This is a genomic window from Rhodococcus sp. ACT016 (assembly GCF_050477185.1).
Lineage (GTDB): Bacteria > Actinomycetota > Actinomycetes > Mycobacteriales > Mycobacteriaceae > Prescottella.
Genome location: NZ_JBEAET010000001.1, coordinates 5,070,513 through 5,090,724, shown reverse-complemented (window position 1 = coordinate 5,090,724; position 20,212 = coordinate 5,070,513). Strand labels below are relative to the sequence as shown.

15 protein-coding genes are annotated in these 20,212 nt (G+C 66.7%); 14 read left to right on the top strand and 1 reads right to left on the bottom strand.

Annotated elements, in window-relative coordinates:
* The first annotated feature begins 94 nt into the window (after window positions 1–94).
* Entirely contained in the window at window positions 95–1,726 is a 1,632-nt protein-coding gene (locus ACQ5DX_RS23325) for a hypothetical protein (protein ID WP_430334846.1), read from the top strand.
* A gap of 144 nt (window positions 1,727–1,870) precedes the next feature.
* Complete coding sequence (locus ACQ5DX_RS23320; protein ID WP_430335779.1) at window positions 1,871–3,463, top strand: hypothetical protein; 1,593 nt, start codon at window positions 1,871–1,873, stop codon at window positions 3,461–3,463.
* On the opposite strand, the gene ACQ5DX_RS23315 is transcribed toward ACQ5DX_RS23320, so the two are convergent.
* Window positions 3,460–4,056 carry a TetR/AcrR family transcriptional regulator gene (locus ACQ5DX_RS23315; protein WP_430334845.1) on the bottom strand — a complete coding sequence of 199 codons (597 nt, stop codon included), beginning with the start codon at window positions 4,054–4,056 and terminating at the stop codon, window positions 3,460–3,462. The two genes, ACQ5DX_RS23320 and ACQ5DX_RS23315, sit on opposite strands and share 4 nt — an antisense overlap.
* Window positions 4,057–4,151: 95 nt before the next feature.
* Between ACQ5DX_RS23315 and ACQ5DX_RS23310 the strand changes: the two genes are divergently transcribed.
* From ACQ5DX_RS23310 to ACQ5DX_RS23255, 12 genes are all read left to right on the top strand, one after another.
* Window positions 4,152–5,384 (top strand): acyl-CoA dehydrogenase family protein, encoded by a 1,233-nt coding sequence (locus tag ACQ5DX_RS23310; RefSeq protein WP_430334844.1) that lies wholly within the window; start codon window positions 4,152–4,154, stop codon window positions 5,382–5,384.
* Entirely contained in the window at window positions 5,381–6,466 is a 1,086-nt protein-coding gene (locus ACQ5DX_RS23305) for a phosphotransferase family protein (protein ID WP_430334843.1), read from the top strand. Before ACQ5DX_RS23310 ends, ACQ5DX_RS23305 begins: the two co-directional genes overlap by 4 nt.
* On the top strand, window positions 6,463–7,224 hold the full coding sequence (locus tag ACQ5DX_RS23300; RefSeq protein WP_430334842.1) for an SDR family oxidoreductase: 762 nt from the start codon (window positions 6,463–6,465) through the stop codon (window positions 7,222–7,224). The genes ACQ5DX_RS23305 and ACQ5DX_RS23300 overlap by 4 nt, the downstream gene beginning before the upstream one ends.
* A 45-nt stretch (window positions 7,225–7,269) precedes the next feature.
* On the top strand, window positions 7,270–8,172 hold the full coding sequence (locus tag ACQ5DX_RS23295; RefSeq protein ID WP_430334841.1) for a LysR family transcriptional regulator: 903 nt from the start codon (window positions 7,270–7,272) through the stop codon (window positions 8,170–8,172).
* A 163-nt stretch (window positions 8,173–8,335) separates the two neighbouring features.
* The gene (locus ACQ5DX_RS23290) at window positions 8,336–9,526 is read left to right on the top strand and encodes a CaiB/BaiF CoA transferase family protein (RefSeq protein WP_430334840.1); all 1,191 of its coding nucleotides are present in this window, start codon (window positions 8,336–8,338) and stop codon (window positions 9,524–9,526) included.
* Between the two features lie 211 nt (window positions 9,527–9,737).
* Window positions 9,738–10,871 carry a thiolase family protein gene (locus ACQ5DX_RS23285; RefSeq protein ID WP_430334839.1) on the top strand — a complete coding sequence of 378 codons (1,134 nt, stop codon included), beginning with the start codon at window positions 9,738–9,740 and terminating at the stop codon, window positions 10,869–10,871.
* A 28-nt stretch (window positions 10,872–10,899) separates the two neighbouring features.
* The gene (locus ACQ5DX_RS23280) at window positions 10,900–12,045 is read left to right on the top strand and encodes an acyl-CoA dehydrogenase family protein (RefSeq protein ID WP_430334838.1); all 1,146 of its coding nucleotides are present in this window, start codon (window positions 10,900–10,902) and stop codon (window positions 12,043–12,045) included.
* A gap of 14 nt (window positions 12,046–12,059) precedes the next feature.
* Complete coding sequence (locus ACQ5DX_RS23275) at window positions 12,060–13,058, top strand: NAD(P)H-dependent flavin oxidoreductase (RefSeq protein WP_430334837.1); 999 nt, start codon at window positions 12,060–12,062, stop codon at window positions 13,056–13,058.
* Between the two features lie 276 nt (window positions 13,059–13,334).
* Window positions 13,335–13,994, top strand: a complete 660-nt coding sequence (locus tag ACQ5DX_RS23270) for an enoyl-CoA hydratase/isomerase family protein (protein ID WP_430334836.1) — start codon at window positions 13,335–13,337, stop codon at window positions 13,992–13,994.
* A gap of 77 nt (window positions 13,995–14,071) precedes the next feature.
* A complete protein-coding gene (locus ACQ5DX_RS23265; protein ID WP_430334835.1) occupies window positions 14,072–16,372 on the top strand; it encodes an acyl-CoA dehydrogenase in 2,301 nt (766 codons plus the stop codon).
* Window positions 16,373–16,711: 339 nt separating this feature from the next.
* Window positions 16,712–18,037: an MFS transporter gene (locus ACQ5DX_RS23260; protein ID WP_430334834.1), complete on the top strand. Its 1,326-nt coding sequence runs from the start codon at window positions 16,712–16,714 to the stop codon at window positions 18,035–18,037.
* A gap of 50 nt (window positions 18,038–18,087) precedes the next feature.
* Window positions 18,088–20,145, top strand: coding sequence for a 3-hydroxyacyl-CoA dehydrogenase NAD-binding domain-containing protein (locus tag ACQ5DX_RS23255; RefSeq protein ID WP_430334833.1), 2,058 nt, complete (start codon window positions 18,088–18,090; stop codon window positions 20,143–20,145).
* Window positions 20,146–20,212 lie beyond the last annotated feature (67 nt).

Here is a 20,212-nt window from a genome sequence, read left to right as displayed (position 1 = left end):
TCCGGTGGCGGACGTGGCGCATCGCTGATTGAAGATTCGACGAGGGGACGGTCTACTCGTGGGCGTGTCGGATCCTGTGCGTCGTGTGGTGTCGGTGTCTCGTCTACGCGCGCCGCTGGCCTGCGCGGTGGCGGTGGCCGGTCTGTTGGCGTCCGCGTCGGTGGCCGGCGCCGACACCGCGTCGCGGCCGGCGTCCTGCGTCCCGTTCGGAACGGCACAGCTCCCCCCGGGGTCGCCGGCGACGGGTGCGCGCGACGGACTGGCGATGTTGCCCCAGTTCGCCGGTGACGACGCACCCGCGTCGGTCGAGCTGCGCACCCAGACCACTCAGTTCAACGAGTTCTGGGACTTCGCGCTGGTCGACGGTGCGCTGTTGACCCGGCCGCGAGCGTGGGGCGGCGAGAATTCCGAGCCGTGGCGGTATGCGCCGCTGCCGGAGTGCCTGCGCGGACTGCTGGTGGGTATTTCGGTGGACGACGACGAACTCGTCGCCGTGGACGGCGACGGGTGGATCTACACGTTGGACAACGTGGCTCACGCGCCGATGCTGTGGAACTGGACGTCGGCGTACGGCGCGCCGCTGTGGCTCGGGGACGGGCAGCGTGTTGCCGGGCAGGCGCCGGGGACCTGGGCGCTGAGTGTGTCCTCCCCGTGGGACAACCAGACCTACGTCGACGCCGACGGGCGCATTCACCACGTCGGACTGGGCAAGATGACGATGGTGCCCTCGCTCACCGGCAACGGCAGCCGCATCACCTACGCGGACCCGTGGCTGCCGAACGACGACAGCTACGAGATCGGGGGCCCGCTCGGTGGCCGGTTCCGTTCGGTGGCGCTGTCGTCCGCCGGGTCGACGACGTTCGTGACGAACCAGTACGGCGACATGTTCACCCGCAACTTCGATTTCGACGCCGCCGGCTCCGACTCGGTGTTCTTCCGATACTCCTGGGACGATCAGGCTGGCAAACCCACCGCACCGAACCTGTTCGCGGAGTATCTGAATCGGGACTATGCGGCGATCCGGCTGCCCGCGCAGGACTGGGTGCACCAGCCCAAGATCCCCGGTGAGATCACGTCGGCGATCAGCGTGCACTCGACCGGGGTGGGGCCCGATGCGCGCGAGTTGCGGGTGGCCGGCAGCCGGGACGGTGCCACCGGGTTCTGGCACAAGGACCTGAACGCGCCGGCCTGGGACTTCACCACGACGGGAGCCGACCTGCCGGGGACACCGCTCGAGAACTCGCCGCACGACCGGTCGGGCGAGACGTTGGCACCGCCTGCGCCGTGGCATCTTTCCGCGTCACTGCCCGCCCGGGACACCGTGGTCGACGGACAGTTCCTCATGGACATGGGTCTCCCCTACTCGGTGGTCGACCCGCGCCTGCTCGACCAGATCGGGATGCACGCCGGTCCGTCCGGGTACTCGCTGTCGATCGACCACTTCGACCCCGTCGCGACCACGCGCGCGGCCACGGTGACGACGCCGGGCGGCGCGACGATCCCGGTGCTCGTGCACACCGCCGACGGCCTGCGGTTCGCGCCGCACGGCGCCGGATTGGATTCACAGCCAAGGCATCTCGTGGGCGCGATCGAGATCCCGGACGCGGCGTTCGATGCGCGCGCCGACGATCCCGCCCTCGACGCCTTCACGCGGGATTGGATGCGCGACAAGCGGATTGCGCCGATCACCCTGAGCGCGACGGACGTGGATCTCGTGATCCGTTGACCTGCACCGACATGACCCCCATCACACTTTTGTCTGAAATGTAACGACTGGTCCGGATGTCGGGATTACGGGGACGTGAGTGATCGTGTCCGCCGCAAGCTGTCCCTGTCTCGATTCGGCGCCCCGCTGGTGTGCGCGGCCGTGGTGACGGGTCTGCTCACGACGGCACCGTCGGCCGGTGCGGACCCCACGTCGGGCCCGGCGTCGTGCGTGCCGTTCGGCACCGCGCAGTTGCCCCCGGGACTGCCGTCGATGGGCGCGCGCGACGGACTCGCCAACCTCCCCGTCTTCGTCGGCCGCAACGCGCCGTCGTCGGTCGAGTTGCGCACGCAGACAACGCAGTTCAACAAGTTCTGGGACTTCTCCCTGGTCGACGGCGCGCTGCTGACCCGGCCGCGGGTGTGGACCGGCGGCAACGCCGAGCCGTGGCGGTACGCACCGCTGCCGGAATGTCTTCGCAACCGGCTCGTCGGCATCTCGGCAGACGACGACGAACTGGCCGCCATCGACGCCGACGGCTGGATCTACACGATGGACAACGCGTCCCAGGCTCCGCTCACGTGGAACTGGACGTCGGCGTTCGGTGCCCCGATCTGGACCGGCGGCGGCAAGAGGTTGCTCGGCGGGGCGGCCGGGCAGTGGGCGCTCAGCGTCGCATCGCCGTGGGACAACCACACCTACGCGGACGTCGCCGGCCGCCTGCACTACTACGGCCTGGCCAAGATGACCATGGTGCCCTCGCTCACCGGCGACGGCAGCCGCATCACGTACGCCGACCCGTGGCTGCCGAACGACGACAGCTACGAGATCGGCGGCCCGGTCGGTGGCCGCTTCCGCTCGATCGCGCTGTCGTCGTCCGCGTCGACGACGTTCGTGACGAACAAGTACGGCGACATGTACACGCGGAACTTCGATTTCGACGGTTCCGGATCGGACTCGATCTTCTTCCGCTACAGCTGGGACGACCAGGCCGGCAAGCCGACGGCGCCCAACTCGGCCTTCGAGTCGTGGTTCAAGGGCTACGCGGCCGTCCAGTTGCCCGCCCAGGACTGGGTGCACCAACCCAAGATCCCCGGTGAGATCACCTCGGCTATCAGCGTGCACTCCACCGGGATCGGTCCGGACGCGCGCGAACTGCGGGTCGCGGGCCGCCGCGGGGGCGTCGCAGGGTTCTGGCACAAGCACCTGAACGCGCCGACCTGGGAGTTCACCGCGACCGGCGCCGATCTGCCCGGCACACCGCTCGAGAACTCGTCGTACGACCGGTCCGCGGACACGCTGGCGCCGTCCGCGCCGTGGAACCTCTCGACGACGTTGCCGTCGCGCGACGCATGGGTCGACGGCCAGGTGCTGGTGGACAGCGTGCTGCCGTACTCGATCCTCGATCCGCGCCTGCTCGACCAGGTCGGCCTCCACGCGGGCCCGTCGGGCTACCGCCTCTCGATCGACGGCTTCGACCCCGTCGCGACCACCCGCTACGCCACCGTGACCGCGCCGGACGGCACCGAGTTCCCGGTGATAGTGCACACCGCCGACGGCCTGCGGTTCGCGCCGCGCGGCGCAGGGCTCGATTCGCAGCCGCGGCACCTCGTCGGCGCGATCGAGGTACCGCAGTCGGCGTTCGACGCGCGGGGCACCGATCCCGTGCTCGACGGGTTCGTTCGGGACTGGATGCGCGGCAAGCGGATTGCGCCGATCAGCTTGAGTGCCACCGACACCGATCTGGTGGTCCGCTAGCGCCCGTGCGGGATCGGTAGCGCATCGATCGCCCGGTCGACGACCTCGTCGACTGTGAAGACCGGGTCGGTGGTGCGGTCGATCGCGAGGCTCTCGACCATCGACCACCACGCGCGCAACAGTATTCGTGTGACGGCAGTCGGTTCGGTGGCGGTGGCCGCGAGCGTGCGGTCGACCATGGTGTTCTTCATGTGCTCGCGGATCTCCCGGATCTGCGGGTCGGCGCCGAAGCCGCCGTGGAAGAACGACTGGTAGTTGTCGCCGTGCCGGTCGATGAACGAGACGAACGCGTGCACGACGGCGCGCAGCGGCTCGCCTGACGCGTCGTCGGGGTCCGCGACCGCGGCGCGCAGCAGGCGCCGGGCGGCCGCGCCCACGACCGCGACGTAGTAGTCCTGCTTGGTCGGGAAGTACCGGAACAGCAGGCCGCGGGAGATGCCCGCCCTCTCGGCCACGCGGTCGATCGACAGCGCATGGATCGGGGTCGTCACGAGTTCCTGCAGGCCGATCGCGACGAGTTGCCGCTTGCGCTCCTCCGGTGGGAGTCGCCGCCGTGTGGTCGCCGGCTCGGGGGCTGCGGTTTCGGTCGACACGAGATGACACCGTCCAGGATCTTGATTACAGGGCAAGTCTACGTTTAGCTTAACTGAGCAATGCTCAGTTAGTCGTCGACGCCACGGAGGCTGGCATGGATTTCGCCCAGAGCGCCCGGTCGAAGGAGTACCTCGACCGCTTGCGCGAGTTCATCGCGACCGAGGTCGCCCCGGTCGAGGCGCGCCTGCGGGCCGAGCGGGCGGCGCCGTTCGCGCAGCGCGCCGACGTCCCCGGCGCCGCGATGTGGCAGGTGTCCGACGAGTTCCGCGGATTGCAGGCCAAGGCCCGTGCGCAGGGCCTGTGGAACCTCTTCCTGCCCGACGCCGAACTGGGGGCCGGCCTGAGTAACGTCGACTACGCGCCGCTGGCCGAGGAGATGGGCCGCTCGCCCTTCGTCTCCGCGGTTTTCAACTGCGACGCCCCGGACACCGGCAACATGGAGGTGCTCTACCACTACGGCAGCGCCGTGCAGAAGGAGCGTTGGCTGAAGCCGTTGCTGGACGGCGAGATCCGCTCCGCGTTCTGCATGACCGAGCCCGACGTCGCGTCGTCCGACGCCACCAACATGGCCGCCACCGCCGTCGTCGAGGGTGACGAGGTGGTGCTGAACGGCCGTAAGTGGTGGAGCACCGGGATCGGCAGCCCGGACTGTAAGATCCTGATCTTCATGGGTCTCAGCGACCCGGAAGCACACAAGTATCAACGACATTCGATGGTCCTCGTGCCGATCGACACCCCCGGGGTGAAGGTCGAGCGGATGCTCTCGACCATGGGCTTCTACGACGAACCCGGTGGCCACGGCGAGGTGTCGTTCACGAACGTCCGGCTGCCGCTGGACGCGATCATCGCGGGGCCGGGCCGGGGGTTCGAGATCGCGCAGGGCCGGCTCGGTCCCGGCCGGGTGCACCACTGCATGCGGCTGGTCGGGCTCGCGGAGGCCGCGCTCGAACTCGCGATCCGCCGCGGCACCGAGCGCGTCGCGTTCGGCAAGCCGCTGATCAACCTGGGCGGCAACCGTGAGCGCGTCGCCGACGCCCGCATCGCGATCAACCAGCTGCGGCTGCTCGTGCTCAACACCGCGTGGCTGCTCGACACCCAGGGCATCGCGGGGGCCCGGTCCGCGGTGTCGGAGATCAAGGTCGCCGCACCGCGCGTGGCGCAGCAGGTGATCGACTTCGCGATCCAGATCCACGGCGGCGGCGGACTGTCCGACGACTTCCCGCTCGCCGGCGCGTGGACGGCCGCGCGGGCGCTGCGCCTGGCCGACGGACCCGACGAGGTGCACCAGGGCCTGGTGGCCCGCTTCGAGTTGGGGAAGTACCAGTGACCCCGAAGACGCCAGGGCTGCCGGACAACGCGCGCACCGTCCGTGACGAGGACGCCTTCGACGTCGATGCGGTATCGAAGTGGCTGCGCGAGAACACGTCCGGAGATTTCGACGCCGTTCCCGACGTGCGGCAGTTCGCCGGCGGCGCGTCCAACCTGACGTACCTGCTGCGGTACCCCGACCGTGACCTGGTGTTGCGCCGGCCCCCGGCCGGGGCGAAGCCGGCGTCCGGGCACGACATGGTCCGCGAGTTCCGCATCCAGTCGCAGCTCGCACCGGTGTACCCGCACGTGCCGACGATGGTGGGGCTGTGCACCGATCCGGCGGTGCTGGGCAGCGACTTCTACGTCATGGAACGCGTCGAGGGCGCGATCCTGCGCGCCGATCCCCCGGCCCACCTCGGGCTCACGCCCGCGAACACGCGGGAGCTGTGCCTGCGGGTGATCGACCTGCTGATCGAATTGCACACCGTCGACGCCGCCGCGTCGGGCCTCGACGAGTTCGGCCGCGGCACAGGCTATGTCGCCCGTCAGGTCGCGGGCTGGACCAAGCGCTACGCGGCCGCCCGTACCGACAACGTGCCGGACTTCGCGCGGGTGACGAAGTGGCTCGCCGACCACCAACCGGCCGACGTCGCGTCGGCCGTGATCCACGGCGACTTCCGGCTCGACAACGTCGTCCTCGGGGACGACCTGCGCCCGCGAGCGGTCCTGGACTGGGAGCTCGCGACGATCGGCGACCCGCTCATGGATCTCGGGTCGAGCCTGGCGTACTGGGTCCAGGCCGACGACCACCCGATGCTGCAGGCCACCAAGCGGCAGCCGTCGGACCTGCCGGGCATGCTCACCCGCCGTGAGATCGTCGAATACTACGGCGAGCGCACGGGTCTGCCGATCGACAACTGGCGCTTCTACGAGGTGTTCGGCCTGTTCCGCCTGGCGGTGATCGCGCAGCAGATCTATTACCGCTACCACCACGGCCAGACCACCAACCCGGCGTTCGAGCACTTCTGGATCGCCGTGGGCTATCTCGACACCCGCTGCAACGAACTGATCGACGGTACGACGGAGGACGACAAGTGAGCAGCCGCACCACGCGCAGGAACATTCTCATCACGGGCGCCAGCTCGGGTCTCGGGCGTGGCATGGCCCGCGAGTTCGCCGCGCGGGGACGCAACCTCGCCTTGGCCGCCCGCCGCACCGAGCGGCTCGAGGAACTGCGCGACGAACTGCTGGCGGCACACCCGCAGATCACCGTCGCGATCCGGGGGCTCGACGTCGACGTCCACGACGACGTGTTCCGCGTCTTCTCCGAATTCGACGAGGAGCTCGGCGGACTCGACCGGGTGATCGTCAATGCCGGGCTCGGCAAGGGACAGCCGTTGGGCACCGGCTACTTTCGCGCCAACGCAGCGACGGCCCGCACCAACTTCCTCGGTGCGCTCGCGCAGAGCGAGGCGGCGCTCGAGCTGTTCCGGCCGCGGAACGCCGGACACGTGGTGCTGATCTCGTCGGTGAGTGCGATGCGGGGCATGCCGCGCAATCTGACCACCTACGCGGCGTCCAAGGCCGGGGTGGCGGCGCTCGGCGAGGGTATGCGCGCCGACCTGGCGAAGACCGGCATCGACGTCAGCACCATCTTCCCCGGATTCATCCGCTCGGAGATCAACGAGAAGGTGAAGAAGGTGCCGTTCATCGTCGACACCGAGACGGGCTGTCGGGCCCTGGCCGCCGCGATCGAGAAGGAACCGAAGAAGGCATACGTCCCGACGTGGCCGTGGGCGCCGCTGTCCGTCGCGATGAAGGTGTTGCCGCTGTCGGTGGTCGCGAAGATGGCGTAGACCTCTCACTGGAAACGACCTGAGCGGAAGATGTAAACCTTCTCTATGGACAGGCGCCATCTCCTGCATTTTCTCGCCGTCGTGGACGAGGGGTCGATATCGGCTGCCGCGCGACGACTCGGCTTGAGCCAACCATCGGTCTCACAGACGATCCAGGAACTCGAGCGGGAGCTGGACTGCACCCTGTTCACACGCGGACGTGGCATGAGCGCCACCTCGAGTGGTCGGGCGCTCGTCGGCCCGGCGCGGGCGGCGCTGCGCGCCATGGATGCCGCACACTGGGCGATCAAGGAGATCTCCGAGCTGCAGTCGGGTGAACTCGACATCGGCAGTGCCGTGAACCTCGCGGTCGACCCGCTGGTCGACCTGGTCAAGCACCATCGAGCGCTGCACCCGGGCGTGACCATCCGCATTCGCAGTGTGCACCCGGGGGCCCGTGGTTTCGACGCGCTGGCGAGAGGCGAGATCGAGTTGCTCCTTGCGGAGCATCCGCCGGCGGCGACCGGCTTCCAGGAGATCCCACTCGGAGAACGCCCACTGGTCGCGGTGTTCCCTCCGGGTACCCCCCTCGCGGAGCGTCCCGTCCGGCTCGACGAGTTGGTGACCCACGATCTCATCGCGGCGTTGTTCCCGGGTGCGATCGGACGCTCACATCTGAACCGGCTGCTCGCGGAGCGGGGGCTGGGGAGTGTCGTGCCGGTACTCGAAACCGCACACCGGCACATGTTGATACCCCTGATTCTCGCCGGTGTCGGCGGAACCATCCTGCACGGCGCCGAGGCGGACATCGCCAGGCAACTGGGCGCTGTCGTCAGGCCGCTGGAGGCAGAAATTCCGACCGCTCATGCCTTCTACTTCCGCTCGGAAGATCTGTCGCCCGCGGCCAGTTCGTTTGTGGCACTGGTACGTGAGGCCAAGAGCACAGTTATAAGGAGTTCCGATACTTAGTATCGGTCAAATAGGCCTATACCTATGGACCGATCGATCGTAGGGTCGTAGAACCGAGGAGCGCCCGCGCGCCGCGTCTGCACCGGCTCACGGCGGAGTTGCACACGCGCGAAGCGTGCCGCACTTGCCTTCTCGCACCCCTTCGTTGAGAGATCGGACGATCATGATTCACAGCCCACTCGAGGGAATCCGTGTACTCGACTTCGGTCAGTTCGTCGCCGCGCCCGGCGCATCTCAGTCGCTGGTCGACCTCGGTGCCGACGTGATCAAGGTGGAACCGCTGCAGGGTGACTGGGTTCGCACGGGGACGTCGTTCGGCGAGGCCATTCTCCGCACCTACAACCGTGGAAAGCGTTCGATTGCAGTAGATCTGAAGGACGCGCGTGGTCTCGAACTCGCGGAACGCTTGATATCCAGTGCGGATGTGCTCATTCAGAACATGCGCCCCGGCGCGATGGCGGCGCTCGGGCTCGGACCGGATCGGGCCAGGGAGCTGAACCCGCGCATCATCTATGCGACGGTCAGTGGGTTCGGACTCCGCGGGCCCTCACGCAACCGTCCCGGTCTGGACATCGCGGCGCAGGCCGAGAGTGGGCTGATGTCCATCACGGGTACTGCGGACGGGCCCCCGCTGAAGGTGGGTACGACGATCGTGGACGCCGCTGCGGCTCATGTCCTTACGGAAGCGGTCCTTGCCGCGCTCCTCGACCGGGAACGGTTCGGGAGGGTCGCAACGGTCGAGGTGTCCCTGCTCGAGGTTGCGCTGCATCTTCAGTCCGCCGACTGGACCGGCCACTCGATCACGGGGACGGCACCGCACCGGCGTGGGAACGCGCAGCCGGGCGTCGCACCCGCCGCCGACCTGATCGAGACGGCGGACGGTCACATCGTCCTGTCCGGCTACTCGGCACATCACTGGCCGCGCCTGTGCCAGGTGCTCGGCCGTCCGGAACTCGCCACCGACCCGCGGTTCGTCGACAACGAAGCGCGCGTGGCTCACCGTGACGAACTCCTCCGGGAGCTGTCCAGCGCGCTCGGTGGTCGCACGAGTGAGGAATGCGTGCAGCTGCTTTCGACCAACGGCCTCGTCGTCGGCGCGGTCCGCAGCTACGACCAGGTGCGCGAGTCGGAGGACGTGATTGCGGGTGAGATGTTCACGAGCGGAGAACATTTCGACGGCTCCTCCTTCGACGTCGTCCGGCTTCCCTTCCGACTGGGCGAAGACTCCGACCGAAGTGTGCGCCGCGTCCCGCGTCTGGGCGAGCACTCGGTCGCCGTCGGCGTCGAGGCCGGATACAGTGCCGCGGAAATGAATTCACTCGAGCAGGACGGTGTCCTGCGACGCGAGGGCTGATCGGCCGGAGGTGGACCCGTAGAGACAGTTCGATCATGTTCTCGTAGTTGGCGATCCGGCGACTTGACCTCATGCGAGACAGTGTGGCCGAGTCGTCTCGCGGTCCATAACCCCATCCGATGGAATGCATCACACTTACGTCTTTGTCCGGCACGTGTGGACCTGATTGGTTTGACGCTGAGACGAATCAAGCAGCGCAAAGGAGCTAGCAGTGCGGGACGCAGTCATCGTCGATGCGGTACGAACACCCATCGGGAAGCGCAACGGTTCTCTGGCAGGAGTGCACCCTGCGGACCTCTCCGCTCATGTACTCAGGGCCCTACCCGAACGCACCGGGATCGACCCGAGCGTCGTCGACGACGTCGTGTGGGGATGCGTGGGCCAGGTCGGAGATCAGGCCAACAACATCGGCCGGAGCGGAGTACTCGCGGCAGGGTGGCCGGTGTCGGTCCCCGCGACGACCGTCGACCGTCAGTGCGGGTCGAGTCAGCAGGCACTGCACTTCGCCGCCGCCGGAGTGATCGCCGGGCAGTACGACGTCGCGGTCGCGGGCGGTGTCGAGTCGATGTCGCGGGTTCCCATGGGCACCAGCCGGCAATCCGGTTTTCCCTTCGGGCAGACGGTCCTGGGCCGCTTCGAGGTGGACTCCTTCAATCAGGGTCTCGGGGCCGAGATGATCGCGGAGAAGTGGAACCTCTCCCGTCGTCAGGTCGACGAGTACGCGGCACGTTCGCATGAGAGGGCTGCGCGAGCAGCGAAGTCCGGCGCCTTCGAGTCGCAGATCATCCCGGTGCCGGGCGCAGCGTCGGTGGACGAGGGCATCCGGATCGGTACCACCGCCGACGCCCTTGCGAGCCTGAAGACGCCCTTCAAGGCGGACGGAGTCATCCACGCCGGCAACGCCTCACAGATCTCGGACGGGGCGGGCGCCCTGTTGGTCATGACGAGTGAGGAGGCGCGGAAGCTGGGTCTGAAGCCGATCGTGCGGATCCACACCGCAGTCACCGCAGGCGACGATCCCGTGATGATGCTGACCGCGCCCATTCCGGCAACTGCGAAGGTGCTCGAGCGCGCGGGCCTGACGATCGCCGACATCGGCGCCTTCGAGGTCAACGAGGCATTTGCGCCGGTTCCACTGGCCTGGCTTGCCGAGACGGGCGCCGACCCGGCCTTGGTGAACCCGCTGGGAGGCGCCATCGCTCTCGGACATCCGCTCGGTGCGTCCGGCGCCGTGTTGACGACGCGCCTGATCAACCACATGCGGGACAACAACATTCGGTTCGGACTGCAGACGATGTGTGAAGGTGGCGGCATGGCGAACGCCACCATTCTCGAGCTGCTCTGACGGTCGCGATACAGAAAGTCGGACAAACGTGAAGAGAACCATCTACAACGAAGATCACGAAGCGTTCCGAAAGGTGGTCCGCGACTTCCTCGTCAAGGAGGTACAGCCCAACTTCGCCGAGTGGGCGGAGGCGGGCAAGGTCGACAAGGCCGTGTTTCGCAGGGCCGGAGAAATCGGCATTCCCGGACTCCAGATTCCCGAGGAGTACGGCGGGGCCGGTCTGAAGAGTTTCAAGTTCAATGCCGTGGTCGCCGAGGAACTTGCGCGTTCCGGTGCGAGTCTGGGTGGACTCGCTCTCCAGACGAATGTGGTGCTCCCCTACTTCCTCGAGTACGCGACGGACGCCCAACGCGAGCGGTGGCTGCCGGGTATGGCCGAGGGCAGGATCGTGGGTTCGATCGCGATGACCGAGCCCGGTACCGGTTCCGACCTCGCGGGCATGGCCACCACCGCGAGGCGTGACGGCGACACCTATGTACTCAACGGCGCCAAGACGTTCATCACCGGTGGAATCAATTGCGACCTGGTCGTGGTCGTGGCACGCACCGCGAAGGGGCAGGATCGCCGAGACGGCCTGACGCTGTTGGTCGTCGAGGACGGCACGCCCGGGTTCGAACGTGGGCGGAACCTGGAGAAGATGGGCCTGAAGGCCCAGGACACGGCCGAATTGTCGTTCGAGAATGTCCGAGTCCCGGCGGAGAACGTGCTCGGCGAGGAGGGCAAGGCGTTCGGGTATCTCGGCTTCAACCTCCCGCAGGAACGGCTGTCCACGGCGCTGAACGCACAGGCGTGCGCAGAGACGGCGCTGGCTCTGACAGTCGAGTATGTGAAGGAGCGCCGCGCGTTCGGCACCACCATCGGCAGCTTCCAGAACACCAAGTTCGAACTGGCTTCCTGTGCCATCGAGATCGAGGCGGGGCGGACGATGGTGGACCGCGCGCTGGAGGAACTGGACGACGGCGTGCTCACCCCGGCTGACGCGGCGAAGGTGAAGGTCTTCACCACCGAGCTGCTGTCCAGGGTCGTCGATCGTTGTCTGCAGCTGCACGGGGGCTACGGCTTCATGTCGGAGTACCAGATCTCGCGGATGTACGCCGACGCCCGAGTCACCCGAATCTTCGCGGGTACCACCGAAGTATGTAAGTCGATCATCAGTAAGTCGCTCGGTCTGTAGGGGTAAGGAAGACCATGATCAAGACACGATTCACCGAAATGTTCGGCGTGGAGCACCCGATCGTCCAAGGCGGAATGCAGTGGGTAGGTCGCGCCGAACTCGTTGCCGCAGTGGCGAACGCAGGTGCTCTCGGGTTCATCACCGCGCTGACGCAACCCACGCCGGAGCATCTCGCGGCCGAGATCGCGCGCTGCCGGGAGATGACGGATCGGCCGTTCGGCGTCAATCTGACGATGCTGCCGTCGATCACGCCACCGCCCTATGCCGAGTATCGCGACGTCATCATCGAGTCCGGTGTGAAGATCGTCGAGACCGCGGGCAACAGTCCGGCGCCGCACATGCCGGCGTTCCTCGCGGCCGACGTGAAGGTGCTCCACAAGTGCACGAGTGTGCGCCACGCGCTCAAGGCGCAGGCACTGGGCGTTCACGCGTTGAGCATCGACGGCTTCGAGTGCGCGGGTCATCCCGGCGAGGACGACGTTCCCGGGCTCGTCTTGATTCCCCTCGCGGCACGTGCCCTGGGTGTCCCCTTCATCGCGTCGGGCGGCTTCGCCGACGGACACGGGCTCGCGGCGGCCCTGGCGTTGGGTGCGGACGGCGTCAACATGGGCACCCGGTTCATGTGCACCGCGGAGGCACCGATCCACGACACGATCAAGCAGGAGATCGTCGACGCCTCCGAGCTCGACACCGAACTCATCTTCCGGCCCCTGCGCAACACCGCTCGCGTCGCCAGCAACACCGTCAGCCGTGAGGTCGTCGGTCTGCTGGCCGCCGGTGCAGCGTTCGAGGACGTTCGCGGTCTGGTGTCCGGTGCACGCGGTCGGCGGGTGTACGAGTTGGGCGATCCCGATGCCGGTATCTGGTCGGTGGGCCTGTCGCAGGGCTTGATTCACGACATTCCGACCGTCGCGGAGCTCGTCGATCGAATGGTCGGTGAGGCCACGGAACTGATCCAGGGACGCCTCGCCGCGCTGTGCGATCGCAGCACGCCGGCCCTCGTCGACTCCTGATCCGAACGCTCCGAAGTTCGACCGCGCGCCCGGCGGCGCGATCGTCAGATTCCGTGTATGCGGGGCTTGCGAACTCGCCGCGGGGCTGCGCTCCAAGCAGTGAGACTGGGTGGCCTGCCGATGCCGACGGATCGGCCGGCCACCCTTCTCGGGATTCTCGAGGTACATGATGATGGCAGCATCGACAGGGCATCGGCACGTGGCCCTTTTCCCGGGCGACGTCGTCGCCCGACCCGTCCGTGCCGGTACACCCGCCCCATCTCGCGGGCGTGCACGATGAGCACATGGCGGGGTGACGTGCGTGTCCGGCGCCACGAAAGTGGCCGACTGGACATCGAATTGAACCGTCCCGAGCGGAGGAACGCCTTGACCCTCCCCATCGTGACCCAGCTCGCCGGAGCAATCGTGGAGGCGCAGCGGGACGACTCCGTCACGGCGGTGTTGCTGTACGGGGCCGGCGGTTGTTTCAGCTCCGGGGTGGATCTCGCCGAGATACAGGCGGATCAGCCCGCGATCTCAGCGGCGATTGCCGATCTGCACACCGGCTTGACGCAACTCCGGAAGCCCCTGGTGGGCGCGCTCGAACGAGCTGCCGTGAACGGCGCCGCGGCCATTGCGCTCGCGTGCGACCTACTCGTGGTCGGGGAGAAGTCGTTTCTCGAGATCAGTGAGGCCCGGATGGGCATCGCTGCCCCCAACAATCTGCGGTGGCTGCTGGCCAAGTACGACCCGAACCAGGCGCTGCAACTCACGCTGGGGTGTGAGCGCCAGTACGGCCCGGATCTTCTACGCCGCAACCTCGCCTACTCGATGGTGCCGGACGGGCAGGTTCTGGACCGGGCGACGGTGCTGGCGGAGAAGATCGCCGGCTATCCCGCAGGCGCTGCGAGTGCGATGAAGCGGTCCGCTCTGACGCCCGGTCCACCGCCGAAATGACTTGGGGCCGTGACCCGGTCTCGAATCCCCCCATAGATCTCGTGTTGTAAAGAATTGCGAAGGGCTACCGAATGGCTATGACGACAACCGCGGAACACCGTGCACTTCGTGCCGCGGTCCGCGACTATCTGTCGCGGACGAGTGACGCGGCCGAAATGCTGGCCGTCCAGGACACCGAACTCGGGTATCGCCCTCAGGTGTGGGCGACGATGGCAGAACAACTCGAACTCCAAGGGCTGCTTGTCGAGGAGCAGTACGGTGGCGCGGGCGCGGGCATCCGGGACGTCGTGGTGGTGGCGGAGGAACTCGGTCGCTTCGCGACATGCAGCCCCTTCTTCGCGAGCTCGGTGCTCACCACGCTCGCGCTGGTGGAGTGCGTCGAGGGCGAGGACGCTCTGGACCTGATGCCGGGCCTGGCCGCAGGGACCCGTCTCGGGTGTCTTGCCTTCGCCGACCGCGACGGATGGATTCGCGCCGGCGCGGAGCCGGTGCGTGCGCGTCTCGACGACGGCACCTGGCGACTCGAGGGTTCGGCCCATCATGTGATCTTCGGCCACAGCGCCGACACCGTCGTCGTTGCCGCCCGAGCCGAGGACGGGCTCGGGCTCTTCGTCGTGGATCCTTCGGATGCGGACTTCGCATGCCGCCGACAGCCCTCGCTGGACCTGACGCGTCCGCTGAGCACGATGACATTCAGTGATGCGGTTGCACGACGGGTGAGCGGCCCTGGGGACGCTTTCGAGGCCCTGTCGCGGGCCCTCGACAAGGCGCTCGTCGTGCAGGCGGCCGAACGCGTCGGCGGAGCTCGCCGGTGCCTGGAGTTGACGATCGACTACGCGAAGACTCGTCACCAGTTCGGTCGGCCGGTAGGGACGAACCAGGCGGTGAAGCATGGACTGGCGGATCTGGTCCGCGTACTCGAACCGATAGCCGCCGCTGTCGACGTCGCGGCAGCGGCCGCGGACGACCACATGCCGAATCTGGCGATGCAGGCGAGCCTCCTGAGCGTCGCGGGGTCCGAACGATACCTGCAGATCGCCGGAGAGACGATCCAGCTCCACGGCGCGATCGGGTTCACGTGGGAGCACGAGGCCCATGTCCATCTGAAGCGGGCGAAGACCGACCAGCTTCTGTTCGGCACTTCCACGTGGCACCGGGAACGAATGATCTCCTCCGTTCTCGACGGCGGTGCGACTCCCGAGTCGCAGGTGCACACCGGCGAACCGGAGTCGCTCACGCAACTGCGGAATGAGGTGCGCACATGGTTGGCGGACAATCGATCCCAGGGCGCACCGCTCGAGTATGCGCAGGAACCGTTCGCTCACCGTGAGACCTCCGCGGAGGCGCATTGGATCGATCTGCTGCGGAAGGGTCGCTGGCTGTGTCTGTCGTGGCCCGAGGAGTACGGCGGCCGAGAGTTGTCGCCGGCCGAGATCCTCGTCGTGGAGGAGGAGTTCGCGCGCGCAGGACTCCGACGCCCGCAACTGGGCATGGGCGAAATGTTGCTGGCGCCGTCGCTGTTGGCTCACGGGACCGCGGACCAGAAGCGCCGATTCCTGCCCCGCATCCTCTCGGGCGAGGACACCTGGTGCCAGGGATTCTCCGAGCCCGAAAGCGGGTCCGACCTGGCGTCCCTGCGCGCCATCGGCACCGTCGAGGACGACGTGTTGCGGATTCGCGGTGACAAGATCTGGACCAGCAACGCCGATCGAGCGAACATGATGTTCCTCCTGTGCCGCACGGACCGGGACGCGCCGAAGCATCGCGGCATCTCGTTCGTACTCGTTCCGATGGCGGACAACGGCTTCGAGGTCGAACCCATTCGAATGGCGTCGGGTGACCGCGGCTTCGCGCAAGAGAAGATCACCGACGCCCGTGCGCCGTTGAGCAACGTCGTCGGCGGACTGGGCAACGGGTGGGCGGTTGCGATGACCACGCTGGGTGCCGAACGGGCAGGCAAGGCCGCGACGCAGTACGTCGGCTACCGCCATGAACTGGGAACGCTGATACAGCGGCTCGACGAGAATGGTCGGCTAGGTGACACCGGTGTCCGTCAGCGATTGGCAGACCTCGCCATCGAGGTCGAGTTGATGCGCTCCGTCGGAGCCGTCATCAGCGCCCGCATTGTCGAGGGAGAGAACGTCGAGGATTTGCTGGCAATCGACAAGGTCAATTGGTCGGAGTATCACTGCGAATTCGGCTCGACGGCACTCGAGCTTATCGGCGCCTCGGCCCTGAATCGACCTGAGGGAAACGGGTACGAGCTGGATTCCCTGCAACGGGTATTCCTGGAAAGTCGCGGCCGTCGTATCGCGCGCGGGTCCAATCAGATTCAGCGAAACATCATCGGTGAGCGCCTCCTTGGGCTTCCGAAGTAGTCGATCGGACTGTTTCGGGCGCGGATTGACAGCCTCGATGAATTTCTTTCGGCACCATTTTCGTGGTTCGTGGCCAACCGCCTCGGCAAATATGTCGAACGACTGGCTCGAGGCATATCGGCAGCCTATCATTGCAATAGGCCGCCGATATTTGTCCTCTGTGATGCGCGCCATTTGAATTGACTGGTATGAGCACAGTCACAATCGATCAGGCGGGAGTGCCGCATGAGCATCACTGACAGACGGAATTCGACGGGCGACCCAGCGGCATCTTCGGGGCCGTCGACGTCCCCGAGCACCTGGACGGCGCGAACTGCGTGGAGCATCACGCTTCTCGTCATGGTCCTGCACACGATCAACTTCGCGGACAAGGCGGTCCTGGGCGTCGTGGCCCGCCCCATGGCAGAGGACCTGGGACTGTCCAACGCGGATATCGGATTGCTCGGGAGCGTGTTCTACGTTCTGTTCGTCGTCACCGGTCTCCTGGGCGGCTTCATCGCGGACCGGGTAAAGATCGTCTGGGTTCTGTTGGTGATGGCGCTTCTCTGGTCCCTCGTGCAGATACCAATTCTGCTGGTCGGCACTTTCGGAGCGCTGATCGCCAGCCGTATTCTCCTGGGCGCTGCGGAGGGGCCGGCCGCTTCGCTTGTCAACGTCGCGGTATTCGGCTGGTTTCCCAAGAGCAGGCGAGGGTTCCCCTCTGCTGTCGTCTCGTCCGGTTCCTCGGTCGCCAAAATTCTCGTGGTGCCGGTCCTGACGGTCGCCGTCGCGGCGTTCGGGTGGAAATCGGCCTTCTTCACCATGATGATCGTCGGTGTCGTCTGGGCGGCCGTCTGGTTCTTCGTCGGTAAAGACGGACCCTATTCGGTGAACAGTGCGCGCGAGCGTGCCAAGGAAAGCGATCCGGCGAAGATCAAACGGGTGAGCATTCTGCGAATCGCGGCGCTGCCCACATTCTGGGGTGGGGTGCTCGGCCTCTTCGCGATCTACGGCATGGTCACGGTCGTCCTGACCTGGCTGCCTTCCTATTTCGAGGAGGGGCTCGGGTACAGCCGCATCAATTCGGGTCTCCTGTTCGCCCTGCCCAGCGTCACCAGTATGGGAGCGATGTTGCTCTGTTCCTTCGTCACCGATCGTCTCTCGGTGCGAGGAATGACGGTTCGGGCTTCGCGGGGAATGGTGTCGGTGGCGGCTCTGCTTCTGTGTGGCGCCTGCCTGGCCCTGATTCCCTTCGTCCAGCCGGCGTGGGCTGTCGTGGCGCTGCTGGTCACCGGCTACGGAGTCGGTGTCGCCATTCTTCCGCTCATGTTCGTCGCCATCACCCACATCAGTCCGGAACGTCAGGTCGCCTCCACGCTCGGGGTTTTCGTCGCCCTGTTCCAGTCCTCGGGGATCATCGCTCCCTGGCTCACCGGGTACCTCGTGGACGCGGCGCCCACCCCCGTCGAGGGCTATACCTCCGCCTTCCAGCTCCTCGGCGTACTCACGCTGGTGGGGGCAGTGGTGATGTTCCTGACCATCAACCCCGAACGCGATCGAGCGCGGATCGCCAGCATCGACGCGCTCACCGACGCGGACGGGTCTGTCGAGGACACCGAGCTCTACGCCGCTTCGAGTCGGCGTGCGCCGGACACGTCCGAGAAGGACCGAGGCGACGGCTCCTGACCGCACCTCGCCGGTTCGGTTCGATCACATCTCCACAGTCGAAAGGTTTCATGTTGTCGACCCATTACAGAGTCGCGGGTAGCGTCGCGGTCATCTCCCTCGACCATCCGCCCGTGAACGGTCTCGCCCTCGCTGCGCGACAAGGAGTTCTTCGGGACTTCACCCGTGCCCTCGACGCGCCCCAGGTCGATTCGATCGTGTTGACGGGCAACGGAAAGCTCTTCTCGGCGGGTGCCGACATCACCGAGTTCGGAACACCTGATGCGTTGGCCGAGCCGTCGCTTCGTACCCTGATCGAAGCCCTCGAAGACTCGTCCAAGCCGGTAGTCGCCGCCATCGGCGGAGTCTGCTTCGGCGGAGGCCTAGAGCTCGCGTTGGGCGCTCACTATCGTGTCGCCGTGGCGACGGCCCGGATTGCGCTCCCGGAAGTGAAGCTCGGCCTCGTGCCGGGTGCCGGGGGCACGCAGCGGCTACCCCGGGTCCTCGGCCTCCGCGCCGCCGCCGACATGATCACCGATGGTGCGCCCCGAACCGCCGGGTCACTGGCGGAATGTGACGGGCAGAAGCTTCTCGACCTGGTTGTGGACGCCGACGTCGAAAGCGCTGCAATACAGTTCGCGGAACGGTTGGATCCGTCGGTTCCGCCCCGCCGTATCCGCGACCTCGCCGTCGATGAGGACGAGGATCTCGCGCCACTGCGTTCAGTTCTCGCAAAGCGAGGCCGGGGACTCCGCGCTCCCCTGGTTGCCCTGGATCTCGTGGAGAAGGCGCGTGGGCCCTTCGCCGACGGGTTGGGGGCCGAGCGCGCCGCCTTCCTGCAGTTGGTCGACGACGGTCAGTCGGCGGGACTCCGACACGCGTTCTTCGCCGAACGGGCCGCTCAGAACGTCCCGGGGATGCCGAACGACACGAGTGTGCGAACCGTGAACAAGGTTGCTGTCGTCGGGGCCGGCACGATGGGCGCCGGGATCGCGATGAACTTCTTGAATGCCGGAATCCCGGTCGCGCTGTTGGAATCGTCCCGAGAGGCGCTGTTGCGGGGTGTGGGCACGATTCGCCGCAACTACGAATCGCAAGTAGAGAAGGGAAGACTGGCGTACGCCGCGTCCGTAGAGCGGATGGGGCTGCTCGAGACGACCCTCGACTACGCCGATCTCTCGGAGTGCGACCTCGCGATCGAGGCGGTGTTCGAGGACATGGATGTCAAGCGCACGGTGTTCACCAAGCTCGATGACGTGATGAAGCCCGGCGCGATCCTGGCCTCCAATACCTCGACCCTCGATCTCGACGCGATCGCCGAGTTCACCCGCCGGCCGTCCGATGTGGTGGGGTTGCACTTCTTCAGCCCGGCGAATGTCATGTCCCTGCTGGAAATCGTTCGACCGAAGCGGGTGTCGGACGAGGTTCTGGCGACGGCTTTGGCCGTCGCGCGGCGTATCGGAAAGGTTCCGGTGGTCGCCGGCGTGTGCGACGGGTTCATCGGTAACCGAATGCTGCTGCGGTACCGCCGGGCAGCCGACGATCTGCTGGAGCTGGGTGCGTCGCCGGAGCAGATCGATTCGGCCGTCGAGCAGTTCGGTTATGCGATGGGTCCCTATCGAGCCAGCGACCTCAGCGGCGGCGATATCGGGTGGGCGGTCAGGAAGCGACAGTATCTCGAAAACCCCGACCTTCGACGGAACGAGATTGCCGACAGGCTCTGCGAGATGGGCAGGTTCGGGCAGAAGACGGGCGCGGGCTGGTACGACTACGAGGCCGGCCGGCGTGATGCGATTCCCAGCCCGGTCGTGGCGGATCTGCTCGATTCGTACTATCGCCGGAACGGTATTCGGCCGCAATCGTTCTCAGCTGAAGAGATCGTGCAACGGTTGGTTTTCGCCCTCGTCGACGAAGGCGCGAGGATTCTCGCGGAGGGGATTGCCCTCCGTGCTTCCGACGTCGACGTGGTGTACATCGCGGGATACGGCTTTCCGCGCTACCGCGGGGGTCCGATGTATTACGCGGACACGATCGGCCTCGCAGTGGTGGAAGAGGCCCTTCGTGACGCCGGCACGGAACCCGCACCACTGTTGGTGAAACTGGCGAGGGCCGGAAACACGTTCAACTAGCCGGCCGCCGCGGACGGGTCTTCCGACAGCAGATGCGAGGCACCCTCGGACCCGCACGGAGGACCCG

What these genes read in the sequence shown, in the direction of transcription:
- ACQ5DX_RS23310 (WP_430334844.1), top strand. Translation starts at nt 4,152, where the DNA reads ATGGATTTCGCCCAGAGCGCCCGGTCGAAGGAGTACCTCGACCGCTTG.
- ACQ5DX_RS23275 (WP_430334837.1), top strand. Translation starts at nt 12,060, where the DNA reads ATGATCAAGACACGATTCACCGAAATGTTCGGCGTGGAGCACCCGATC.
- ACQ5DX_RS23290 (WP_430334840.1), top strand. Translation starts at nt 8,336, where the DNA reads ATGATTCACAGCCCACTCGAGGGAATCCGTGTACTCGACTTCGGTCAG.
- ACQ5DX_RS23260 (WP_430334834.1), top strand. Translation starts at nt 16,712, where the DNA reads ATGGTCCTGCACACGATCAACTTCGCGGACAAGGCGGTCCTGGGCGTC.
- ACQ5DX_RS23255 (WP_430334833.1), top strand. Translation starts at nt 18,088, where the DNA reads ATGTTGTCGACCCATTACAGAGTCGCGGGTAGCGTCGCGGTCATCTCC.
- ACQ5DX_RS23270 (WP_430334836.1), top strand. Translation starts at nt 13,335, where the DNA reads ATGAGCACATGGCGGGGTGACGTGCGTGTCCGGCGCCACGAAAGTGGC.
- ACQ5DX_RS23295 (WP_430334841.1), top strand. Translation starts at nt 7,270, where the DNA reads ATGGACAGGCGCCATCTCCTGCATTTTCTCGCCGTCGTGGACGAGGGG.
- ACQ5DX_RS23265 (WP_430334835.1), top strand. Translation starts at nt 14,072, where the DNA reads ATGACGACAACCGCGGAACACCGTGCACTTCGTGCCGCGGTCCGCGAC.